Here is a 17,899-nt window from a genome sequence, read left to right as displayed (position 1 = left end):
TGGCGATCAACGTGGCATTGGCACGGAAGCCAGCCCAGGTCCACCACCGCAGCGCACCGTCATTTCCCTGGCAACCACCGTGCCTCCGGGATGGATGACAGACGTCGCGTCATCCCGCAGATCGGAAAGTCTCGTCTTCGCCCGGCCGGTCAGAGCGATCGAGGCCGAGACGCACTGCGGCGAGGTGCGGAGGGTGGAATCGACGTCGGCGACACTGTCGGCGAGCTAGAGCACGAAATCGCTCGTGCTCGTGCGCTCCGGGATGTCGATGTAGTCCCAGAGCAACGGCGCAGGGGTGGGCGAAGACATGCTGCATACCGTACCGAGGTAGGTGCTGATCGTATCCGCCCTGGGTGTGGAGCGGGTCCGCACCGCTGCGGGGTCTGGTACGAACAGGCGTATACCTTCACACGAACCGTCCGGGGCAATGAACGATCGGCAGAGGCACTGTCCGGTACATGCCATTGACAGGGCGTCATGAAGTTGACAAGACTTTGCATTCCCACGCCGCCGATCAGCCACAAGCCGACGGTCGCCTCTCGTGATCCGGTCACTCTGCGCGACCCGCGCTGCCACTACCGCCGCTGCGCTGGCCGATGGGCAGGCCATCGGCCAGCCACCTCAGCGTCCTCGAGCTCCGTCCAGAAGCGACGCGAAGTGCTGCGCCAAGTCCGGTGTGGACATGTAGAGCAGAAGGGAGTTCTCGTGGAACTTCATCCCCGCGGCGCTGTTCGAGTTCCTCATCGGCGCGTAGGGAAGCGCCTTCTTGCTGATGATGAGCACCATGAACGTTCCGCTCACGTGAACCATTCGCTCCACCTCGGCGACCTCCGAGACGGCGATCTCGCGTTCGAGCTTCCGCTTGAATTCCATGACCCGTTGCGATGTGAGCACCGCCAACCGTTCGAACCCGCCATTGAGGAAGCCGGGAACGATGGTCAGCAGATCCTCCCCACTGCGCAAGCTCGCATCGATGGCGCCCTGCCCCGCGGCGAGCTTCTCGCATCCGGTCCGGTACGCCCGCTTGCCGACCTCGTCCGGTTCAAAGTACGGGCTCAGGGCGTCCGCGTACTTCGAGGTGAGCGGTGTCGTCGAGGAGAACAGCCCCAAGATCAGTGCCTTTCTGTGAAGGACATGGTACGGCCGGTTGAGCACCGGTGGCCTGTCCCGGCGTGCTGGGACACGCCACCGGTACCGCCGTTTACTTCGAGCCCTGCGCGCCCTTGATGGCCGCGCTGCCCAGGGCTGACTTGGTGCGGTCCGACACCTCCTTGCGGGGCTTGGTCTCACTCGCGTTGGGGCTTTCCTTGTTCTCCGGCGATCGGGGCATCAGCTTCTCCATCTCATGACTAGTCGATATCGGTCCACCGGCCCAGGATGGGCGGTCGGCACCACCCGGAACCGATGTGGTCAGCCTCGCCCGTTAGCGACAGCCACGTCACCGGCACGGGACAAAGATGGGACAGCGACTTCATGGACGATCGACTCCTCGCCTCAGACCACGAGATCGGTGCCGCATTGAAGCGGTTCCGGGGACGGCGGAGCCTCCGGGATATGGCGGAGGCGGCCCACGTGAGCAAGTCCAGCCTCAGCCGTTACGAGAACGGCGCACCGATCCCGCTACACCTGGCTTCGGTGCTCGACCGTGTCTACTCGGCCCGGGGCTGGATCGAAGCCGCTGTCCTGTCCGGCAGTCGGGGCCACTGGGATCCGTGGCGCACCGACGAGGTCAGTGGGCTTCACGTGCACACTTGGCCAGCCGGGTACAGCGGCCTGGTGGCGATACACCTGCGGCCGACGCCGGCAACCGTCGGCCGGACACATCAGATACGACTGGCCTGGGGTCCCTGGAGTGCCCGGTTGACACTGGCCCTCCCCCGACCCGGCCTGCGGCTGATGACCGGCAAGAGCCGCGACGAGGTGTCCGTACCAGTCCAACTCGACTGCGACCCGCCCGTACACGCGCTGTTCCTCGTCGGCCCGCCGGACGATGAACCACACGTCGACATCCGGTCGCTCTGGTACCGGGCGGTGGACTGATGCTACGGATCATGTTGTGCGGCGCCCACGACACAGAGCGCTACCGCGAGGACTTCATCCACGTCGCCAACGGCTTTGACGCGGAGGTCTGGCACTACCTGTCCGGGGACATCTTGCACGTCAACCATGCGCAGGCGAGCTGGGAGACCAACTCGCGCGACACAGTGCAGCACGCACATGTGTGCGTGTTCGTCATCGTCGAGGCGTACGGGGAGATCACTTGGAGGACGGAGCTGCGGGAGGCGCTGGCCATCGGGAAGCCGACCCTGGTCTTCTGCCTCGATCGGACCTACCAGGTGTACAAGACTCTCACCAGAGAGGCCGCCGGAATCCTCGACCCCGACAAGCAGAAGCTTGTCGACATCCTCAGCGAGGTGGAGTCAGAGCGACGGCTGACCATCATCCCGTTCTCGTACGGAGGCTTCAAGGACCGCTTCAAGAGTCAGCTGTCCAGACTGACGGAACTGGCCCTACGCCAGATGGAGGAGCGCAACAAGCGGGCTGCGGTGGCCCGGCTGTTCAATGAGCCCACTCGGCTCAGCCGGTCGGAACTACTGGTCGGCGCTGAAATCGCGGTCGACGAGTTCGAGAACAAGATCGCCCGTAAGCAGGCGATTCGCGTGCTCGCCGCGCACCGTGCCGCAGACGAGGAGATCATCATCGCGCTGATGTCCAGCATGGAGCAGGGCGTACAGCGACTCGCGATCGAGCTGCTACCGCAGCTCTACGTACCCCGGCCCGCCGATCCGGAGTTCTTCGCGCACTGCATCTCGGTGGCAAACCGGGCCGCTGACGTCGGCGTCGCCAGACGCCTCATCCCGGCGCTGGTCGACATCGATCTGCCCGCCGCCGTCCGCGCGATGGCTACGCTCGAACTCGTCGAGTCCGGTGCCCGCCGTCGGCTGGCCGAAACCCTCGAGACGTACGAGCAGCACATCACCGATCCCGAGGTGGTCGACGGTGTGTGTTCCCTGCTCACGCGCTGCCTGACGAGCGAGGCGGAATTGGACTGGAAGAATCGCTGCCGCGCGTTCTACGAACGGCTGACCTCGGGTCGGCCCCGCGACCGCGGCCACTCCGGCCACAATGGGGATGGACGGCCGCAATGTCCGGACGACGGCAACCGAGCGGCCGATTGAGCCACCCGAAGCTCCAACGCAATTTCGTCCGAAAGTCATCGTCGAATTGACAGATCTTGCATAGCGCGCGGATCAGGGGTTGCGGTTTCCCTGTGAGTAGAGTGCACTCACTTTTGCCCCGGATGATGGGCAGAAGGCCAGCGCGACCGAGCAATTACTTCTGACGCATGAGCGCCTTCTCCGACCAAGAAACGGCATAGGAGGGTCAACATGGCGACTTGGGCCGACCTCAAATCCTACGTACGGTCGAACTACAAGATTTCCGATGAGCAGCAGGACCTGATCAAGCTCGTCTTCGAGACCGGGAACCTCCGTTCGCAGGTAGTGCTGCTCTGGCATGTCACCCTGGCGGACGGGTCCGAGGAGTGGGTGCAGATCGAGTCGTCCTTCGGGGAGCTGCACTCGGTCAACGTGGTGCAGGCACTGCGCGAGATTGGAAACACGGTCTGCGGTGGGATGTCCGTCCTGGGCGACATGGTGACGTTCCGCCACGCCGTGCCGCTGCTCAACCTGAACATCAACGAGTTCGAACGGCCACTGGCGCTCGTGACCTCGACCGCCGACCGCCTTGAGCAACTTCTCACCGGAGCCGACCGGTACTGAAGCGTGACGCGTCGAGGGCAGGCAGGCGAAGCTGGGCTGCTGAGGAGACACCGGGGGTTGTCATCGGTCGGCACCAGTTCGCCAGCCTCTGGCCCAACCATTGAGGAGCTCCACGCATCCAGCCGAAGGATGTCACCCGAAGGGACGGTAGGGTGCCTATTGTCGATCAGTATTCTGTGACGGCAGATAAGGGCTCGCCGCCCTCTGAACGACCATCCATCACTCGCACCCCTGGGCGCCGTCTCCGCTGAGAGCGTGTTCGAGAAGGTCTGCTGAAAACGGCGCGGTGGGATGACATCCGCCGCGGGCCGGGCAGGGCCACACGTTCTCGCGAGGGCAAATTCACGACAGTTGAGGAGAGACGTGCGATTCTTCCATCTCGACGAGCCACTCGACACGCGCTTCTCGAACGTCTTGTTCACTCGAGGGAGTCGCTCACGGCAGGCGGTGGCAAAAGGACAGACCGGGATCCGAGGTGCTTTGCTGCCGGATGAGCAGGTGCTAGGAATCGCCTTGGACGAGCGCTCGCACGACGACACCGTCGTGCTGACCGACCGACGCGTGCTGGTGATGCGCAGGGGCGGCCGCACCCTCGTGCGGGCGACCGATATTGCGGAGGTTCCCGGCGCGTACACCGAGGTGACGCCGGGTGGCGGGGCGTTCGAGCTGGACCGGATGGGCGTGCGGATCCACGTCGATGATGTGACCGCCGCCGATGCGCTGACCGATTTGGTCAACGGCCAGGTGCTCAAGCATCGCCCACGCACGATCCCGCCGCTGTACCCGGATTACTGCCTCGGTCTGCTGTCGCGCGGTGGCGTTCCGGACACCCCGGTGAACCGTGCCAGGCTGGCAGAGCGCACGGCGTTCACCGTCGGCTCGCAGGCCGGTGCCTTCACGGCGCAACTCCGGGATCCGGGGGCGTTCGAGGAGTTCGTGAGCCGCTTCGGCGTCGCCTCGCCGGACAGGCGATTGCAGCAGGCTGACGACATGATCGACTGGCTGTGGGCGTGGCATCCCCTGTGCCACCACGGCTTGACGAGGCAGGTGGCGAAATGGCACGACGCACTGCGGCAGCCAGGGAGTTTTCTGACCGCAGCCGCCGGCGGCGAGATACCAGCCTGGAACGATTCGACCGCCGACACGAAGCAGGCGTGGCGGCTGGTGTTCGAGAAGAACTGGCGCGGGTGAAGCGCCCGCGAAGTGAGACAGGAGGCAAACGTGGGCTGTGCATGCGTCAAGGCAGGCAAACCGAAGTGCGCGTGGTGCAAGGAGGCTGAAGGGCTCAGGCGGAAGCCCTCGGGCCACAACTGTCAATGGGGAACTTGTTCCTGAGTAACCGCCGAGCCATAGATGCCCCTGATCTGTCCGAGCTGGCCAGGTCAGGGGCCTTCGGAGCTGGGCAAACCTGCTCAGTATTCGTGAGCGGTCGGCCAATAGCATCCGTTTCGTCAATCGATCTACGAGCCGGTTGTATCCTGCTCCGGTCGGCTAGTGCGGGCAGGCCGGCAAGATGAGCCGGCCTCTGTCACGCTCACTCAGTCTTTCTCGTCGCGTTCCTCGTTGTTCCCGCGCCGGCGGAGCGTTCGCTCGGCGATCCGGCTGGAGAGCTTGCCGTCGCCCATTTGGCCCGGCCGAGGGTCTCGTCGCCGAGGCGCCTGGCGGCACCAACGCCGCCTGCTCCCGTCTCGAGCGTCTTGTCCCTCGCCTCCTTGGCCGCGTCCGTCCATCGTCTCGCCTCCGATGACTGGCGAGCGCCCTCGGTCCCGAGCCGCCCGTGGAACTCGACGATGGCGATCGAGACATGGTTGCTCGACTTCACCACAGCCGGGAGTCCATCGGATTCAGCAGCACCTTGGCGTTGACTCTGCCCGCGGCCACGTCCATGCGGGCCACCCGGCGCTCGGTACACCGGGAGATGAGTTCCAGCCGGTTCTGCCGGGCAGTCCTCAGCCCGAGGCGATACCCGTCCAACTCCTCCGGCGATGCGTCCAGCACCCGGTCGAGTTCAAGCACGGCGATCGCGTCCTGCAGCAGGCAACGCGACAGCCAGACGTCCGGATCTTCGTTCAGCTCCCGGCCTCCACCCCGCGCCAACCCGCTGACCGAGCGGAGTGCGACGCCGGGTCGGGGCAGGCCAACCGATCAAGTCAGGGTCAGGAGCGCCAGTCGTTGAGGAGATGGCATCCGTCCAGTCGGGCCCGACCAGCGTCCCGTCGGGAGAGGCGGTGGCAGGGATGGGCGAGATGCGGTGGACGAACTCCCACATGGATGCCTACCCGTGGCGCACCTCGTCGCCTGGCGCCCTACCCGTGGTGAACAGGGCATGGGCGAGATCGTCCGTCGTAAACTCCAGAACCGCGTTTGGTGAGATCAGCCCCGCGGGAAACGCAATGGCGCGGCAGGAGGCCGTGAACCCGTTCCGATGCGGCATCACGCACCTACCACCTCCGCCGCCGTGGGCTGCACCTGGTCGACCTGCACCGCCAGCCAGCGGAACTCGCCGTTGCGGCCGTCCAGGCGGGCGAAGTCCCGCCAGATCAGCGGGTAGTCACCGAGCAGGTCGCGCTGATTCGCCGCGAAGTAGCTGCCCTCGGTTCCCCAGCGAAGCCTGCCGCGAAGCCTGCGTCCCTCGTGCAGGCGGAACTCGCCGTCCCGCGTCGGCCGAGAGCCGGCCGGTGGGCTCCACATCCCACGGTCGTTGGTGAGCAGAACGGCCAGACCGTTCATCGGGGCGGGGCCGGGATGGCAGAATCGTTCCAGCCGGGCGACGTCGACCACGAATCCCAGCCGGGCCAGGTCCGGGGCGCCGTGGTGGCGCAGCCGGAACTCTTCGCCGGTGCGAGGGTCAACGCCGTCCCAGAGCGCGGTGAAGTACTTGAACTCGATCGCCGTCCGGCCATTCGGGCCATCGCAGAGCAGATCCAGGTACGCCCTCTCCTCCTGCCGGACTTCGAGCCGCACCTGCATCTCGTTGTCCAGGCAGTGCACCGCCCAGGCGAAGGCGTGCTGAAAGTCCGCCTCCGAGTGGAACACGGTCCGCTCGGCCCGCAACGCGTCCATCGCCACCGCAAGCGGGAGCGATCCAGCGATTCGCACCTCTGCCTGCTGATCCACAGTCCTATACCGTCAGCGGTGGTTGTGGTTGCCGGCGGCGGGCTTGCCCCCGACTCCGCGGCAGGTCGGGCAGGTTTCGTCGACGTAGTAAGCGTTGCCGCGGTCCATGCGCGTACGCCGCACGACACCGGTGCCCCGGCAGGTTCCGCACTTCATGCAGTTGTCGCAGTTCGGGTCATAGCTAGTCATGGTTCCTCCGTCGTCAGATACTCGGTCGGGGAAGCGGGATGTACTGCTCCAGCTCTGCGCTCGCCCAGTGGGGCGGTGACTGCAGCGCCAGGCCGACATTGATGAAGACCTCGTAGAGCGAGGCGGCGTGCTTCCACTGGCTGCGGGAGCGGGTCGGCTCCTCGTCGCTGTACCGCGCGTCGATCAGAGCGAGGTAAGCCCCTGAGTCGTCCCGACACACGTGGACGGTGTTCGAATCGCGGTCGGCGGTCAGCGTGGCGACGTGGCGAACCTCGCCCGGTGCCAGCTCACGCAGCCCGGACCGCTCCGGCGGCGGCGGCGGGATCGTCGGAAGCCAGTTGTTGACATCGCCGCCGGTGTCGACCCACCGGTTCCACTCGTAACCACGCACCCGCAGCGGCGGGACGCCGTTCTGGCGCAGGAAACGGATTCCACCGTCCAGCACGACCTTTGCGTCGTCACCCTCGAAGCCGAGGCCGAGCAGCTCGGCCACCGCCCGGCTCGCCCCGTACGCCGACCAGCCACCCAGCGGGGTCACCTCCTGGGCGAGCGCGGCAGTCAGACCGGCCGGGTCGGACTGGCTCAGCGGCAGCAGCTTCAACAGCAACCCCCACGCCTGTTCGGACCCGATGCCGCTGCGCTCGCCGTACCACTCGTAGCGGGCGAAGTCCGCCAGCATGGCGGCAGTGCCAGGCGGCAGTTTGCCCGGATGGCCGCGGTGATTCGACATACCCGGGTCCTCTCACATCCCGGCGGCGCGCCGACGCCGCTCCCTCGCCTTGTCGTTGAAGACAATCGGTGGCTCCGGGCGGCCCCGGGCAAGCCAGACAACCAGGCTGACCGGCCAGAACATCAGAGTCAGCAGGGACCCGACGAACCATTCCAGACCGACTCCGCCGTCACCAATGACCTTGATCCGGCCCTGCCCGAGACCCGCCCTGGCTCGCACGAAGATCATGCCGATGAAGAGGCCGACGAAATAGATCAGCGGCAGGACACATTCCATTGACGAACTCCCATCGCACACGGGCCACCCGTGGTGGCCGAGGGGCTGAGACTGAATCTTCTGCCGATCCATGCCGCATCCGCGCTGACGGTCGAGCCACGCTCACTTTGCGGCGGGTGGAGGCTCACCGTACGGAGTCTCACGAAGCGACATCAAGGACTTCGGATGAGTTACCGTCGGGTATGGACGATGCGGTCCCGTCTACGAGACCGGATCGGATTGGGCAGGCGGGAGACGGCCATCAGAAACTGACCGGTCGGCCGGCCACTTCACCTACCGGCCCGGCCGGCGAGGCCGACTCGGTTGCTCAGGCCAGTACGCTGCGGTGGGCGTTGACCACCCAGGCGTCCGATAGGGCGATCCACTTGTTGTCGCCCACCCGCACCACCGCACCGTCCAGTTTGGGCAGCAGGGCCGGGTCCTCCGCTCCAGTTGGAGCCGCTGGAGATCAGCCGGCCGTTCAGGCTCTTGATCTCAATGAGGCAGAGCCCGCCCGGGGACGCGACCAGCAGGTCAACCTCGTAGGGGTGCCTGGTCTGGGCGGTGAGGTGAAGTTCGACCAGGCGCGGTAGGGCTCGGTGTCCGGTAGCAGAGCCTGGACGTGGGCCAGCGCCTCCCACTCTTGCGCGAACTGCGACGGGGTGATCGTCGTCCACCGGCCCTCCTGCATGCCAGAGATCCTAGGGCCAGGTGACCAGGGGGCCGTCGCCCGGCGCTCCCCATCGGTCAGGCTCGTAATGGGTCAGCGACCAAGTTCGCGATACGCCCGCGGAAGATCGTCCACGGCGAGCACCTGCACCGGTGCCCTGTTGGCCTTATCCGTCACCAGTACCAGCGGGTAACCGCCGTCGGCGTCGTCCGGCCGGTGCAGAGCCGACTCGAGCGCGGCCACGGCGCTCGCGAGGGTGGCCGAGGGATCGAGTTGAGTCGGCCGCACCGGACCGACCTCTGGGTGATCCGCGAGTTCCGACACCGCTGCGCTCAGATCGAGCAGCACCATTCCGTCGGCTTCAGCCTTGGCCTCTGCCCATCGGCCGACCTGTTCCCTGGTCACGAGGAGCCAGCCGCGCCGCTCATCCCGGTAGGGCAGCTGGGAGAAGTCGCCCCGGTGCATCGTCTGCAGCGCCTCGCGCAGTGGCGTGGTCGAGAGACAGGTGCTGGCCTTGGTGGCGATATCCCCGACCGTCCGCGGATGCTGCAGGCCGCCCAGGATCTTCTCCAGACGCTCGACGATCTCTCGTGGTGGGGACGCGATCGGCCCCGAGTAGCCCTCGAACGACACGTGCGCGTAGGCGTTGCGGACGCTGCGGCAGCGGTCCAGGAACCGCTCCTGATCGGTGGTGAGCAGCTTCTGGTCCCGAGCCCAGGTCAGCATGCCGAATGCCGTCTGCTGCTGCCTGGAGCCGCCTCCGGTCCGCTCCCTCCAACGATGCTTCAGTTCCGATTCGAGCGCCTTCCAGGCCGCGTCGAAGCGATTTGCCATTGATTCCCTGTCGTGCTTCGCCATCAGCCAACCCCTTCATCCGCGCTGGTCGTCCGGGGCCAGCCCGGTGCCGCAGCGGACGATCATAGGGCCATGATCAGCTCAGGTCGCAGCGACGACCTACCCGGCCGCCCCAAGCGTCAGCAGCCCACCACCACGCTCCACCAACTCCCGAAGCACCGAGTTCACACCACGAACCGTGACGTCCCACCCCAAGCGATCGCAACTACGTCACACACCCCTCTGTGGACAACAACCAGCCGCGCCCAGGTCTTTGCTAGCGCCACCGATTGGTGACAGTTCAGCGGGGCTGGCGTCGGCGCGTCGAGTGGCTCAGCTGCGAACGATCAAGGGAACACGTCACGATGGGACGTCGCGCATGCGGAAGGCGGCCACGCCCGCCGTGAGGAGCAGCGCGGCCACCGCCGCCAGCACCAACAGGGGAAGCGCCGCCGGGTCGACAGCGGGCACGGCCGGCACATGGGTGTACGGCGAGACGTTGAGCGCGGCCTGCGGCAGCTCCAGCACCGCGCCGAGCTGCCCGAGCAGCAGGAAGACCAGCAGCGCCGTCCAGGACAGCACCACCGACCAGCGGGGCAGCAGCCCGAAGATCGCGGTCACCACCCCGGCGATCACGAGCAGGGCGGGCAGGCGCAGCAGTGCGGCACCGCCCAGCTCGACGGCCTGGCCGAGCGGGTCTCCGGTGACGATGCCGTAGCCGAGGCCGGTGGTCACGCCGGCGACGAGCAGCAGGGTGACCGCGCCGAGTGTCGCGGCGAGCACCTGGGTGCCGAGCCAGCGGGTACGGCTGACCGCCGTGGCGAGGGCGGCCTCCAGCACCCCGTCGGCTTCGTCGCCGCGTACGCGGAGCAGGGCCTGCACGACGTACGCGCCGATGGTCAGGGCGAAGAGGCCGAGCATCGCGGCCAGGTACGCGTTGATCAGGTCGGCTCCGCCACCCATCGCGTTGATCGCTTCGGCGGCGGCCGGATTCGCGTCGATCATGTCGTTGAACTCGTCGCCGGCGATGCCCATGGAGAAGCCGAGCACGGCCACCCCGACCGCCCAGCCGAGCAGCGTGCCGCGCTGCATCCGCCAGGCCAGCCCGGTGGGGCTGAGCAGCCGTGGCGCGCCGGTCGAGGGGCCGCGTCGGGGGGCGATCAGCCCGGCGCCCTGGTCGCGTCGCTCGGCGAGGGCGTACGCCAGCGCCACCCCGGCGAGCAGCAGCGCGACGGGCAGGGCGAGCACCCACCAGCGTTCGCCGTCGAAGGCTCGTACCTGGTTGCCCCAGCCGAGCGGGGAGATCCACGACGGCCAGGCGCTGCGCACGCGGGTGCCGTCGGCGCTCTGTTCGCCGAGGACGTCTCCGGCGGCGCGCAGCACGAAGGCGAGCCCGACGGTGGCGGCGGCGAGCGCGTTGGCGCCGCGCGAGGTGACGGAGAGCTGGGCGGTGACCGCGGCGATCGCGGTGAAGGCGACCCCGACGCCACCGATCGCGGCCGCTGCCGCGACGGAGCCGGCGAGCGGCAGACCGGCGCCGGCCAGCGCGACCGCGAGCAGCGCGGCGGCCACTGTGTTCGCCGCGACGATGACGAACAGCGCGGCGGTGAGCGGCGCGTACCGGCCGACCACGTTGGCGCCGAGCAGTTCGGCCCGGCCGGTCTCCTCGTTCTGGCGGGTGTGCCGGGTCACCGCGAAGGTGCTCAGCAGCGCGACGATCAGAGCCAGCGTCACGTACGTCTCGGCGACGACCACGGCACCGAGGTCGGTGCCGTGGATGGGCCCGTTGAAGGCGCGGGCGACCAGGCTGGATGCCGAGGTGGTGGCGTAGCCCAGCCGGGCCTCCTGGTCCGGGTAGATGCCGGCGACGCTGCCGGCGAGGGCGTAGCCGAGCAGGGGTGTGCCGAGGATCCAGATGGCGAGGCGGATCCGGTCGCGGCGCAGCACGAGCCGGGCCAGGCGGGTCGTGCCGGTGAGGGCGCTCACCGGGCACCGCCCTGCGGGGCGTCGATCTGCGCGTCGGCGTCCGAGGAACCGGCGGCGGAAGCGCCCGAAGCGGCGGCGGGAGCGCCCGGTGCAGCAGCGGCGGGAGCGCCAGATGCAGCAGCGGCGGGAGCGCCAGATGCAGCGGCGGCGGGGTCGTCGCCGTAGTGGCGTAGGAAGAGCTGCTCCAGGGTGGGTGGCGTGCTGGTCAGCGCGCGGACGCCGAAGCGGATGAGTTGGCCGAGCAGCTCGTCGAGGTGGGCGGGCTCGACCTCCAGGTGGGTACGGCCGTCGACCTCGTGCACGTCGTGCACGCCGGGCAGGGCGTCCAGGCCGGTGACCGGGCGGGCGGTCTCGACGGTCACCGCCGTACGGGTGAGGTGGCGCAGCTCGGTGAGGGTGCCGGATTCGACGGTGCGGCCCTCGCGGATGATGCTGACCCGGTCGCAGAGCGCCTCGACCTCGGCGAGCACGTGGCTGGAGAGCAGCACTGTGGCGCCGGCCTGCTTGACCCGCCGGACCTCGTCCTGGAACACCGCCTCCATGAGGGGGTCGAGGCCGGAGGTCGGCTCGTCGAGCACGTACAGCTCCACCGGGGAGGAGAAGGCGGCGACGATGGCGACCTTTTGCCGGTTGCCCTTGGAGTAGGTGCGGCAACGGCGGGTCGGGTCCAGGTCGAAGCGGTGCAGCAGCTCGTCGCGGCGACGCCGGTCGAGGCCGCCGCGCAGTTGACCGAGCAGGTCGATGGCTTCCCCGCCGGTGAGGTTGGGCCAGAGGCTGACGTCGCCCGGCACGTACGCCAGCCGGCGGTGCAGGCGGACTGCGTCGCGCCACGGGTCGGCGCCGAGCACCTGGGCGTCGCCGGAGTCGCGGCGGAGCAGCCCGAGCAGGATCCGGATGGTGGTGGACTTTCCGGAGCCGTTGGGCCCGAGGAAGCCGTGCACCTCCCCCTGCTCGACGTGCAGGTCCAGCCCGTCGAGTGCCCGGATGGCGCCGAACGTCTTGACCAGGTTGTCGATCGAGATGACGGGCATGGCCCCTCCTGCCGTTGGCTGCGTCGACCGTCACCACTGTACTGACCGACGGTCAGTGGAATCAACGGTGATCGTGCCCACCGGTCAGGGCGTCGCTAGGCTGGCCGGCATGACCGCCGATCCCGCGGACGACACCCGCACCCGGATCCTGCGCGCCGCGCTCGACCTGTTCGCCGAACACGGCTACCAGCGCACCTCGCTGCGCCAGATCGGCGAGCGGCTGCGGCTCACCAAGACCGCGATCCTGTACCACTTTCCGGCCAAGGAGCATCTGCTCGCAGCCCTGGTCGAGCCGTTGGTGGCGGATCTGGAGGCGCTGCTCGACTCGGCTCAGACACAGCCCACCGAGCGGGCCCGGTGGACGGTGCTGGAGGGCTGGCTGGACGTCATGCTCGCCCACCGCCGGCCGCTCGGCATGCTCTTCCACGACATCGCGCTGATCGGTCGGGGCGACACGTACCACCGCCTGATGGAGGTCGCGATGCGGGCCAACGACCTCATCGCCGGGCCGAACGCGGGGCGCCGCGAGCGGGTCCTCGCGGTCCAGGCGGTGGGCGCGTGCAGCGATCCGGTCGTCTTCTTCACCGATGTGCCCGACGAGGTGCTGCGCGCCGACATGCTCGACGGCGCACGCCGACTGCTGGCCCCGCATCCCGCGGACACCGCGGCCGACCCAGCCGTGGGGTCCGCGGTCGGGTCGCGCACGGACGCCTCGGCCGGGCCCCACGCAGACGCCGCAGGCGGGCCACACGCAGGCGCCGAAGGCGGGCCACACACGTACGCCGCCCCGGCCGGGCCCCACACGGACGCCGCCGCCGGGCCGCACGCGGACGCGAACCCGCGCAGCGCGACCCCCGCGACGCCAGCGGGCGCGGCCGGCGGGGCGACGAGCCGACGTCGGCGGCCGGGACGGCCGCCAGCGCTGGGCCGGGAGCAGGTCGAGGCGGCCCGCCGCATGCACGCGGCGGGCACCCACTCCGTGGACGCCATCGCCGCCGCGCTGGGTGTTTCGCGGGCCACCGTCTACCGCCACCTGACCGCACCATAACGAGACAGTTCCGAGACTGTTTCGAGACGGTTGTGATCCGGCCTTCAGCCCGCCAGCGTGGCGTAGCGGCCGTTGCGGTCCAGCAGGCTGGCGTGGGTGCCGGCCTCGACGATCCGACCGTGGTCGAGCACCGCGATCTGGTCGGCGTCGCGGACCGTGGAGAGCCGGTGCGCGATGGTGATCGTGGTGCGCCCCTGGGCGAGCACGTCGAAGGCCCGCTGCACGGCGCGTTCGGTCTCGGTGTCCAGAGCGCTGGTGGCCTCGTCGAGGACCAGGATGCGCGGGTCACGCAGCAGGGTCCGGGCGATGGCGAGGCGCTGCTTCTCACCGCCGGAGAACCGGTGCCCGCGTGAGCCGACCACTGTGTCGTACCCGTCGGGCAGCCCGACGATCAGGTCGTGGATCTGGGCGGCGCGGGCGGCGTCCTCGATCTCGGCGTCGGTGGCCGCCGGCCGGGCGTAGCGCAGGTTCTCCCGGACGGTGGTGTGCAGCAGGTACGTCTCCTGGCTGACCACGCCGACTATCGCGGCCAGGTCGGCCAGTCGCAGGTCGCGCAGGTCGACGCCGTCGATGGTGACCCGGCCGGCGGTCGGGTCGTGCAGTCGGCTGACCAGTCCGGCGAGGGTGCTCTTGCCGGAGCCGGTCTCACCGACCAGGGCGAGGCTGGTGCCGGCGGGCACGTCCAGGGTGATCCCGGCGAGGGCGGCGGTGTCGCTGCCCGGGTAGCCGAAGGTGACGTCCTCCAGGCGCAGGTGGCCGCGTACCCGGGCGGGGTCGAGGCGGACCGGATCGGTGGGGTCGGCCACGTCGACGGGCAGGTCCAGGTATTCGAAGATCCGGGCGAAGAGCGCCAGCGACGCGGTGAGCGAGACGCCCACGTTGAGCAGACCCATCAGCGGTCGGAACAGGCCGCCCTGCAGGGCGGTGAACGCCACCAGGGTGCCGATGCTCAGCGTGCCCGCGGTGCCAGGCAGGCCCGCGGCGAGGTAGATGACCGCCGGTACGGCGGCGAAGATGATGCTCATCGAGGCCATCCGCCAGCGACCGGCCAACTCGCTGCGCAGTTCCAGGTCGACCAGGCGAGCCGACGAGGCGGTGAACCGGTCGACCAGCGCGGGGCCGGTGCCGAGGGTCTTGGCCAGTTGCACGCCGCTGATCGAGAGCCCCTCCTCGACTGTGACGTTGAGGTCGGCGAGTTCGCGTTGCCGTTGGGCGGTGATCTCGCGGCGCATCCGGGCGACCCGACGGGTCAGCCAGATGGCTGGCGGCAGCACCACGAGCGAGACCAGGGAGAGCTGCCAGGAGAGCGCGACCATGGCGACGGCGGTGGCGACCACGGTGGTGAGGTTGGCGGCGACGGCGGTGGCAGTGGAGGTGACCACCGACTGCATGCCGCCGATGTCGTTGGTGATCCGGGACTGCACCTCGCCGGTGCGGGTGCGGGTGAAGAAGCCGAGCGACTGGCGCTGGAGGTGGCTGAAGACGTCGGTGCGCAGCCGGTGCATGACCCGCTGGCCGACCTGGGTGGAGATCCAGGTCTGCACGACGCCGAGGGCGGAGGTGACCGCCGCGACGGCGACCATGCCGAGGACCAGCCAGACCAGCAGCGTCACGTCGCCCTGCGGCAGGGCCTGGTCGATCACGGCACGCAGCAGGAACGGGGTGGCCATCGCGATGATCGAGGAGACCACGATGATCGCCGTGACGGCGGCCAGCGCGGGCCGGTGGGGGGTGAACAGGCGGCCGATGCGGCGCAGGGACACCTGTCGGGCCTGCGTCTTCTCTTCGGCGCTGAGGGTGCGGTGGCCGCGGTCGCGGCCCATCGGGGTGGGTTCCAAGGGGGCTCTACCCTTCGTCGGCGATATTGCTGAGGTTACCTCATCATGAGGGAGCAACCACATATCCTGCTACCGTATTCCGGTGACCGAGCACACCGTCGACAGCGCCGACGACGAGAGCCTGGCGGAGACGTTCTGGGCGGTGGCGTCCCGTCTGCGCCGGCAGACCCGGGACTCACTGGCGCCCTGGGACGTCACCCCCAGCCAGTCCCGGGCCCTCGGCGTACTGGCCCGGCACGGCGAGGTACGCCCCGGCACCCTCGCCGAGCACCTGCGCATCGCGCCCCGCTCGGCGACCGAGGTCGTCGACGACCTCCAGACCCGTGGGCTGGTCGAGCGCCGACCCGACCCGGCCGACCGTCGGGCGACCCTGGTCGCGCTCACCGACGAGGGCGAGCGCGTCAGCACCGCCATCCGGGCCGCGCGCCGGGCCGAGGCCGACCGGTTTTTCGGCCACCTCAACGACACCGACCGCGCCGAGCTGGCCCGCATCCTGCGCACCCTGCGCGGTTGACGGGTTTGCCCGCCGCGCGCACGGGTAGCCAGCGCCCCCGTCCGGTCGGCGGGACCGGCCGGCACCGGTCGGGGGCGAGGTGACGGGAGGCCCGGCTGATGTGCGGGATCAGCGGGGAGGCGCGATTCGACGGGCGCTCGCCCGACGCGGCGGCGGTCACCCGGATGACCGAGGCGATGCGCTCACGCGGCCCGGACGACGAGGGTCTGTTCGCCGACGGCTGGGTGACCCTCGGACACCGCCGGCTGACCATCATCGACCTGTCCGACGCCGGCGGGCAGCCGATGGTCCGCGACGACCTGGGCCTGGCACTGGTCTTCAACGGCTGCATCTACAACTACCCTGAGCTGCGCGAGGAGTTGCGCCGCGCCGGGTACGCCTTCCACTCCACCAGCGACACTGAAGTGATCCTGGTGGCGTACGCCCACTGGGGTGAACGTTTCGTCGACCACCTGGTCGGCATGTTCGCGATCGGGCTGGTCGACCGGGTGCGGCGGCGGCTGATCCTGGCCCGCGACCGGCTCGGCATCAAACCGCTCTACCTCGCCGAGACACCGGGACGGCTGCGGTTCGCCTCGACCCTACCCGCGTTGCTGCGGGCCGGCGACGTCGACACCGGCATCGACCCGGTGGCGCTGCACCACTACCTGTCCTGGCACTCCATCGTGCCCGCGCCGCGCACCGTGCTGCGCGGCGTGCGCAAGCTACCGCCGGCCACCCTGCGGGTGGTCGAGGCGGACGGGCGCAGCCGCGAGGAGGTCTACTGGCGACCCGACTACGTGCGGGAGCCCGCCGACGCGGGGATGGACGCCGCCGACTGGCGGGCCGCGATCGGCGACGCGCTGCGCGCGGCGGTACGCCGACGACTGGTCGCCGACGTGCCGGTGGGGGTGCTGCTCTCCGGCGGACTGGACTCCAGCCTCATCGTGGCGCTGCTCGCCGAGGCCGGCCAGCAACACCTGCGTACGTTCAGCATCGGCTTCGACAGCCGCGACGGCGAGTCCGGCGACGAGTTCCACTACTCGGACCTGGTGGCCCGCGCGTACGACACCGACCACCATCGGATCCGACTGGCCGACGACGACCTGGTGCCCGCCGTCCGACGGGCCGTGCTGGCGATGACCGAGCCGATGGGCAGCCACGACGTGGTCGCCTTCCACCTGCTCTCCGAGCAGGTGGCGCAACACGTGAAGGTGGCCCAGTCGGGTCAGGGCGCCGACGAGGTGTTCGCCGGCTACGGCTACCACCAGCCGCTGGTCGAAGCGCCCCGGCACGGTGCCGCCGAGACGTTCGCCGCCGCGTTCTTCGACCGCGGCCACGACGAGCTGCGCCGCATCGTCGGCCCGGCCTACGCGCTGGAGCACGACGCCAGCCGGGACCTGCTCACCGGGCACCTCGCCGCGCCCGGGGCGCAGACCGCGCTGGACGCCGTGCTGCGCCTGGACACCCACCTGATGCTTCCCGACGACCCGGTCAAGCGGGTGGACAGCATGAGCATGGCGTGGGGTCTGGAGGTGCGGACGCCCTTCCTCGACCAGGACCTGGTCACCCTGGCCGCGCACTGCCCGCCGGAGCACAAGGTCGCCCAGGGCGGTAAGGGCGTGCTCAAGGAGGTCGCCCGTGAGGTGCTGCCCGCCGAGGTGATCGACCGACCCAAGGGCTACTTCCCGGTGCCGGCGCTGCGCAAGGTGGACGGCCCGGTGCGCGAGCTGGTGGCCGAGGCGTTGCAGGCGCCGGCCGCGCGCGAGCGAGGGCTGTTCCGCCCGGAGTACGTGGCCCACCTGCTCTCCGAGCCGGACCGGGCGGAGGCCGCGGCCGGCAGCAACAAACTATGGCAGCTCGGCCTGCTGGAGCTGTGGCTCCAGACCCACGACATCCGTTGAGCCCCCGGTCCGATGCGACGCC

The 17,899-nt window shown here is 69.2% G+C and carries 18 protein-coding genes and 1 pseudogene; 7 read left to right on the top strand and 12 right to left on the bottom strand.

Annotated features, from left to right (window positions below; genetic code table 11):
* Window positions 1-621: 621 nt before the first annotated feature.
* Together ABTW72_RS25530 and ABTW72_RS25525 are read right to left on the bottom strand one after the other, a co-directional pair.
* Complete coding sequence (locus ABTW72_RS25530; protein WP_350862492.1) at window positions 622-1,110, bottom strand: hypothetical protein; 489 nt, start codon at window positions 1,108-1,110, stop codon at window positions 622-624.
* Between the two features lie 91 nt (window positions 1,111-1,201).
* Window positions 1,202-1,330 carry a hypothetical protein gene (locus tag ABTW72_RS25525; RefSeq protein WP_350862490.1) on the bottom strand — a complete coding sequence of 43 codons (129 nt, stop codon included), beginning with the start codon at window positions 1,328-1,330 and terminating at the stop codon, window positions 1,202-1,204.
* A gap of 47 nt (window positions 1,331-1,377) precedes the next feature.
* Here ABTW72_RS25525 and ABTW72_RS25520 point away from each other — a divergent pair, with 47 nt between their 5' ends.
* The 4 genes from ABTW72_RS25520 to ABTW72_RS25505 all read left to right on the top strand — a co-directional run bounded on the left by ABTW72_RS25520 (window position 1,378) and on the right by ABTW72_RS25505 (window position 4,973).
* A complete protein-coding gene (locus ABTW72_RS25520) occupies window positions 1,378-2,040 on the top strand; it encodes a helix-turn-helix domain-containing protein (RefSeq protein WP_350862489.1) in 663 nt (220 codons plus the stop codon).
* Window positions 2,041-2,054: 14 nt separating this feature from the next.
* Window positions 2,055-3,179 (top strand): hypothetical protein, encoded by a 1,125-nt coding sequence (locus ABTW72_RS25515; protein WP_350862487.1) that lies wholly within the window; start codon window positions 2,055-2,057, stop codon window positions 3,177-3,179.
* Window positions 3,180-3,389: 210 nt separating this feature from the next.
* Window positions 3,390-3,782, top strand: coding sequence for a hypothetical protein (locus tag ABTW72_RS25510; protein WP_350862485.1), 393 nt, complete (start codon window positions 3,390-3,392; stop codon window positions 3,780-3,782).
* 363 nt (window positions 3,783-4,145) lie between these two features.
* The gene (locus tag ABTW72_RS25505; RefSeq protein ID WP_350862483.1) at window positions 4,146-4,973 is read left to right on the top strand and encodes a hypothetical protein; all 828 of its coding nucleotides are present in this window, start codon (window positions 4,146-4,148) and stop codon (window positions 4,971-4,973) included.
* Between the two features lie 627 nt (window positions 4,974-5,600).
* On the opposite strand, the gene ABTW72_RS25500 is transcribed toward ABTW72_RS25505, so the two are convergent.
* From ABTW72_RS25500 to ABTW72_RS25460, 9 genes and pseudogenes are all read right to left on the bottom strand, one after another.
* The gene (locus ABTW72_RS25500) at window positions 5,601-5,879 is read right to left on the bottom strand and encodes a hypothetical protein (protein WP_350862481.1); all 279 of its coding nucleotides are present in this window, start codon (window positions 5,877-5,879) and stop codon (window positions 5,601-5,603) included.
* Between the two features lie 336 nt (window positions 5,880-6,215).
* The gene (locus ABTW72_RS25495; protein WP_350862479.1) at window positions 6,216-6,881 is read right to left on the bottom strand and encodes a hypothetical protein; all 666 of its coding nucleotides are present in this window, start codon (window positions 6,879-6,881) and stop codon (window positions 6,216-6,218) included.
* Between the two features lie 30 nt (window positions 6,882-6,911).
* Window positions 6,912-7,088, bottom strand: a complete 177-nt coding sequence (locus ABTW72_RS25490) for a hypothetical protein (RefSeq protein ID WP_350862477.1) — start codon at window positions 7,086-7,088, stop codon at window positions 6,912-6,914.
* Between the two features lie 13 nt (window positions 7,089-7,101).
* Window positions 7,102-7,818 (bottom strand): hypothetical protein, encoded by a 717-nt coding sequence (locus tag ABTW72_RS25485; protein WP_350862476.1) that lies wholly within the window; start codon window positions 7,816-7,818, stop codon window positions 7,102-7,104.
* Between the two features lie 12 nt (window positions 7,819-7,830).
* Window positions 7,831-8,166 (bottom strand): hypothetical protein, encoded by a 336-nt coding sequence (locus tag ABTW72_RS25480; RefSeq protein WP_350862475.1) that lies wholly within the window; start codon window positions 8,164-8,166, stop codon window positions 7,831-7,833.
* Window positions 8,167-8,363: 197 nt separating this feature from the next.
* Window positions 8,364-8,714 (bottom strand): nuclease-related domain-containing protein, encoded by a 351-nt coding sequence (locus tag ABTW72_RS25475; RefSeq protein ID WP_350862699.1) that lies wholly within the window; start codon window positions 8,712-8,714, stop codon window positions 8,364-8,366.
* A 122-nt stretch (window positions 8,715-8,836) separates the two neighbouring features.
* Window positions 8,837-9,601, bottom strand: a complete 765-nt coding sequence (locus tag ABTW72_RS25470; protein WP_350862474.1) for a hypothetical protein — start codon at window positions 9,599-9,601, stop codon at window positions 8,837-8,839.
* Window positions 9,602-9,937: 336 nt separating this feature from the next.
* A complete protein-coding gene (locus ABTW72_RS25465; protein WP_350862473.1) occupies window positions 9,938-11,563 on the bottom strand; it encodes an ABC transporter permease in 1,626 nt (541 codons plus the stop codon).
* Between the two features lie 119 nt (window positions 11,564-11,682).
* Window positions 11,683-12,594 (bottom strand): annotated as a pseudogene (locus tag ABTW72_RS25460) (ABC transporter ATP-binding protein); the annotation flags it as partial.
* 109 nt (window positions 12,595-12,703) lie between these two features.
* On the opposite strand from ABTW72_RS25460, the gene ABTW72_RS25455 reads away from it, so the two are divergent.
* The gene (locus tag ABTW72_RS25455; RefSeq protein ID WP_350862472.1) at window positions 12,704-13,642 is read left to right on the top strand and encodes a TetR family transcriptional regulator; all 939 of its coding nucleotides are present in this window, start codon (window positions 12,704-12,706) and stop codon (window positions 13,640-13,642) included.
* A gap of 44 nt (window positions 13,643-13,686) precedes the next feature.
* On the opposite strand, the gene ABTW72_RS25450 is transcribed toward ABTW72_RS25455, so the two are convergent.
* Complete coding sequence (locus tag ABTW72_RS25450; protein WP_350862471.1) at window positions 13,687-15,465, bottom strand: ABC transporter ATP-binding protein; 1,779 nt, start codon at window positions 15,463-15,465, stop codon at window positions 13,687-13,689.
* Between the two features lie 97 nt (window positions 15,466-15,562).
* Here ABTW72_RS25450 and ABTW72_RS25445 point away from each other — a divergent pair, with 97 nt between their 5' ends.
* Together ABTW72_RS25445 and ABTW72_RS25440 are read left to right on the top strand one after the other, a co-directional pair.
* Window positions 15,563-15,994: a MarR family winged helix-turn-helix transcriptional regulator gene (locus tag ABTW72_RS25445; protein WP_350862470.1), complete on the top strand. Its 432-nt coding sequence runs from the start codon at window positions 15,563-15,565 to the stop codon at window positions 15,992-15,994.
* Between the two features lie 98 nt (window positions 15,995-16,092).
* Entirely contained in the window at window positions 16,093-17,877 is a 1,785-nt protein-coding gene (locus tag ABTW72_RS25440; protein ID WP_350862469.1) for an N-acetylglutaminylglutamine amidotransferase, read from the top strand.
* Window positions 17,878-17,899 lie beyond the last annotated feature (22 nt).

Source organism: Micromonospora sp. NPDC127501 (assembly GCF_040302185.1).
In the GTDB taxonomy this organism is placed as follows: Bacteria; Actinomycetota; Actinomycetes; order Mycobacteriales; family Micromonosporaceae; genus Micromonospora.
The sequence above is the reverse complement of the archived record's forward strand: the minus strand, read 5'-3'. Positions and strand labels throughout refer to the sequence as shown.

Excerpts from the sequence above, each read along its gene's own strand:
- ABTW72_RS25525 (WP_350862490.1), bottom strand. The coding sequence starts at position 1,330 with ATGCCCCGATCGCCGGAGAACAAGGAAAGCCCCAACGCGAGTGAGACC.
- ABTW72_RS25520 (WP_350862489.1), top strand. The coding sequence starts at position 1,378 with ATGGGCGGTCGGCACCACCCGGAACCGATGTGGTCAGCCTCGCCCGTT.
- ABTW72_RS25510 (WP_350862485.1), top strand. The coding sequence starts at position 3,390 with ATGGCGACTTGGGCCGACCTCAAATCCTACGTACGGTCGAACTACAAG.
- ABTW72_RS25490 (WP_350862477.1), bottom strand. The coding sequence starts at position 7,088 with ATGACTAGCTATGACCCGAACTGCGACAACTGCATGAAGTGCGGAACC.
- ABTW72_RS25485 (WP_350862476.1), bottom strand. The coding sequence starts at position 7,818 with ATGTCGAATCACCGCGGCCATCCGGGCAAACTGCCGCCTGGCACTGCC.
- ABTW72_RS25480 (WP_350862475.1), bottom strand. The coding sequence starts at position 8,166 with ATGGATCGGCAGAAGATTCAGTCTCAGCCCCTCGGCCACCACGGGTGG.
- ABTW72_RS25470 (WP_350862474.1), bottom strand. The coding sequence starts at position 9,601 with ATGGCGAAGCACGACAGGGAATCAATGGCAAATCGCTTCGACGCGGCC.
- ABTW72_RS25455 (WP_350862472.1), top strand. The coding sequence starts at position 12,704 with ATGACCGCCGATCCCGCGGACGACACCCGCACCCGGATCCTGCGCGCC.
- ABTW72_RS25450 (WP_350862471.1), bottom strand. The coding sequence starts at position 15,465 with ATGGGCCGCGACCGCGGCCACCGCACCCTCAGCGCCGAAGAGAAGACG.
- ABTW72_RS25440 (WP_350862469.1), top strand. The coding sequence starts at position 16,093 with ATGTGCGGGATCAGCGGGGAGGCGCGATTCGACGGGCGCTCGCCCGAC.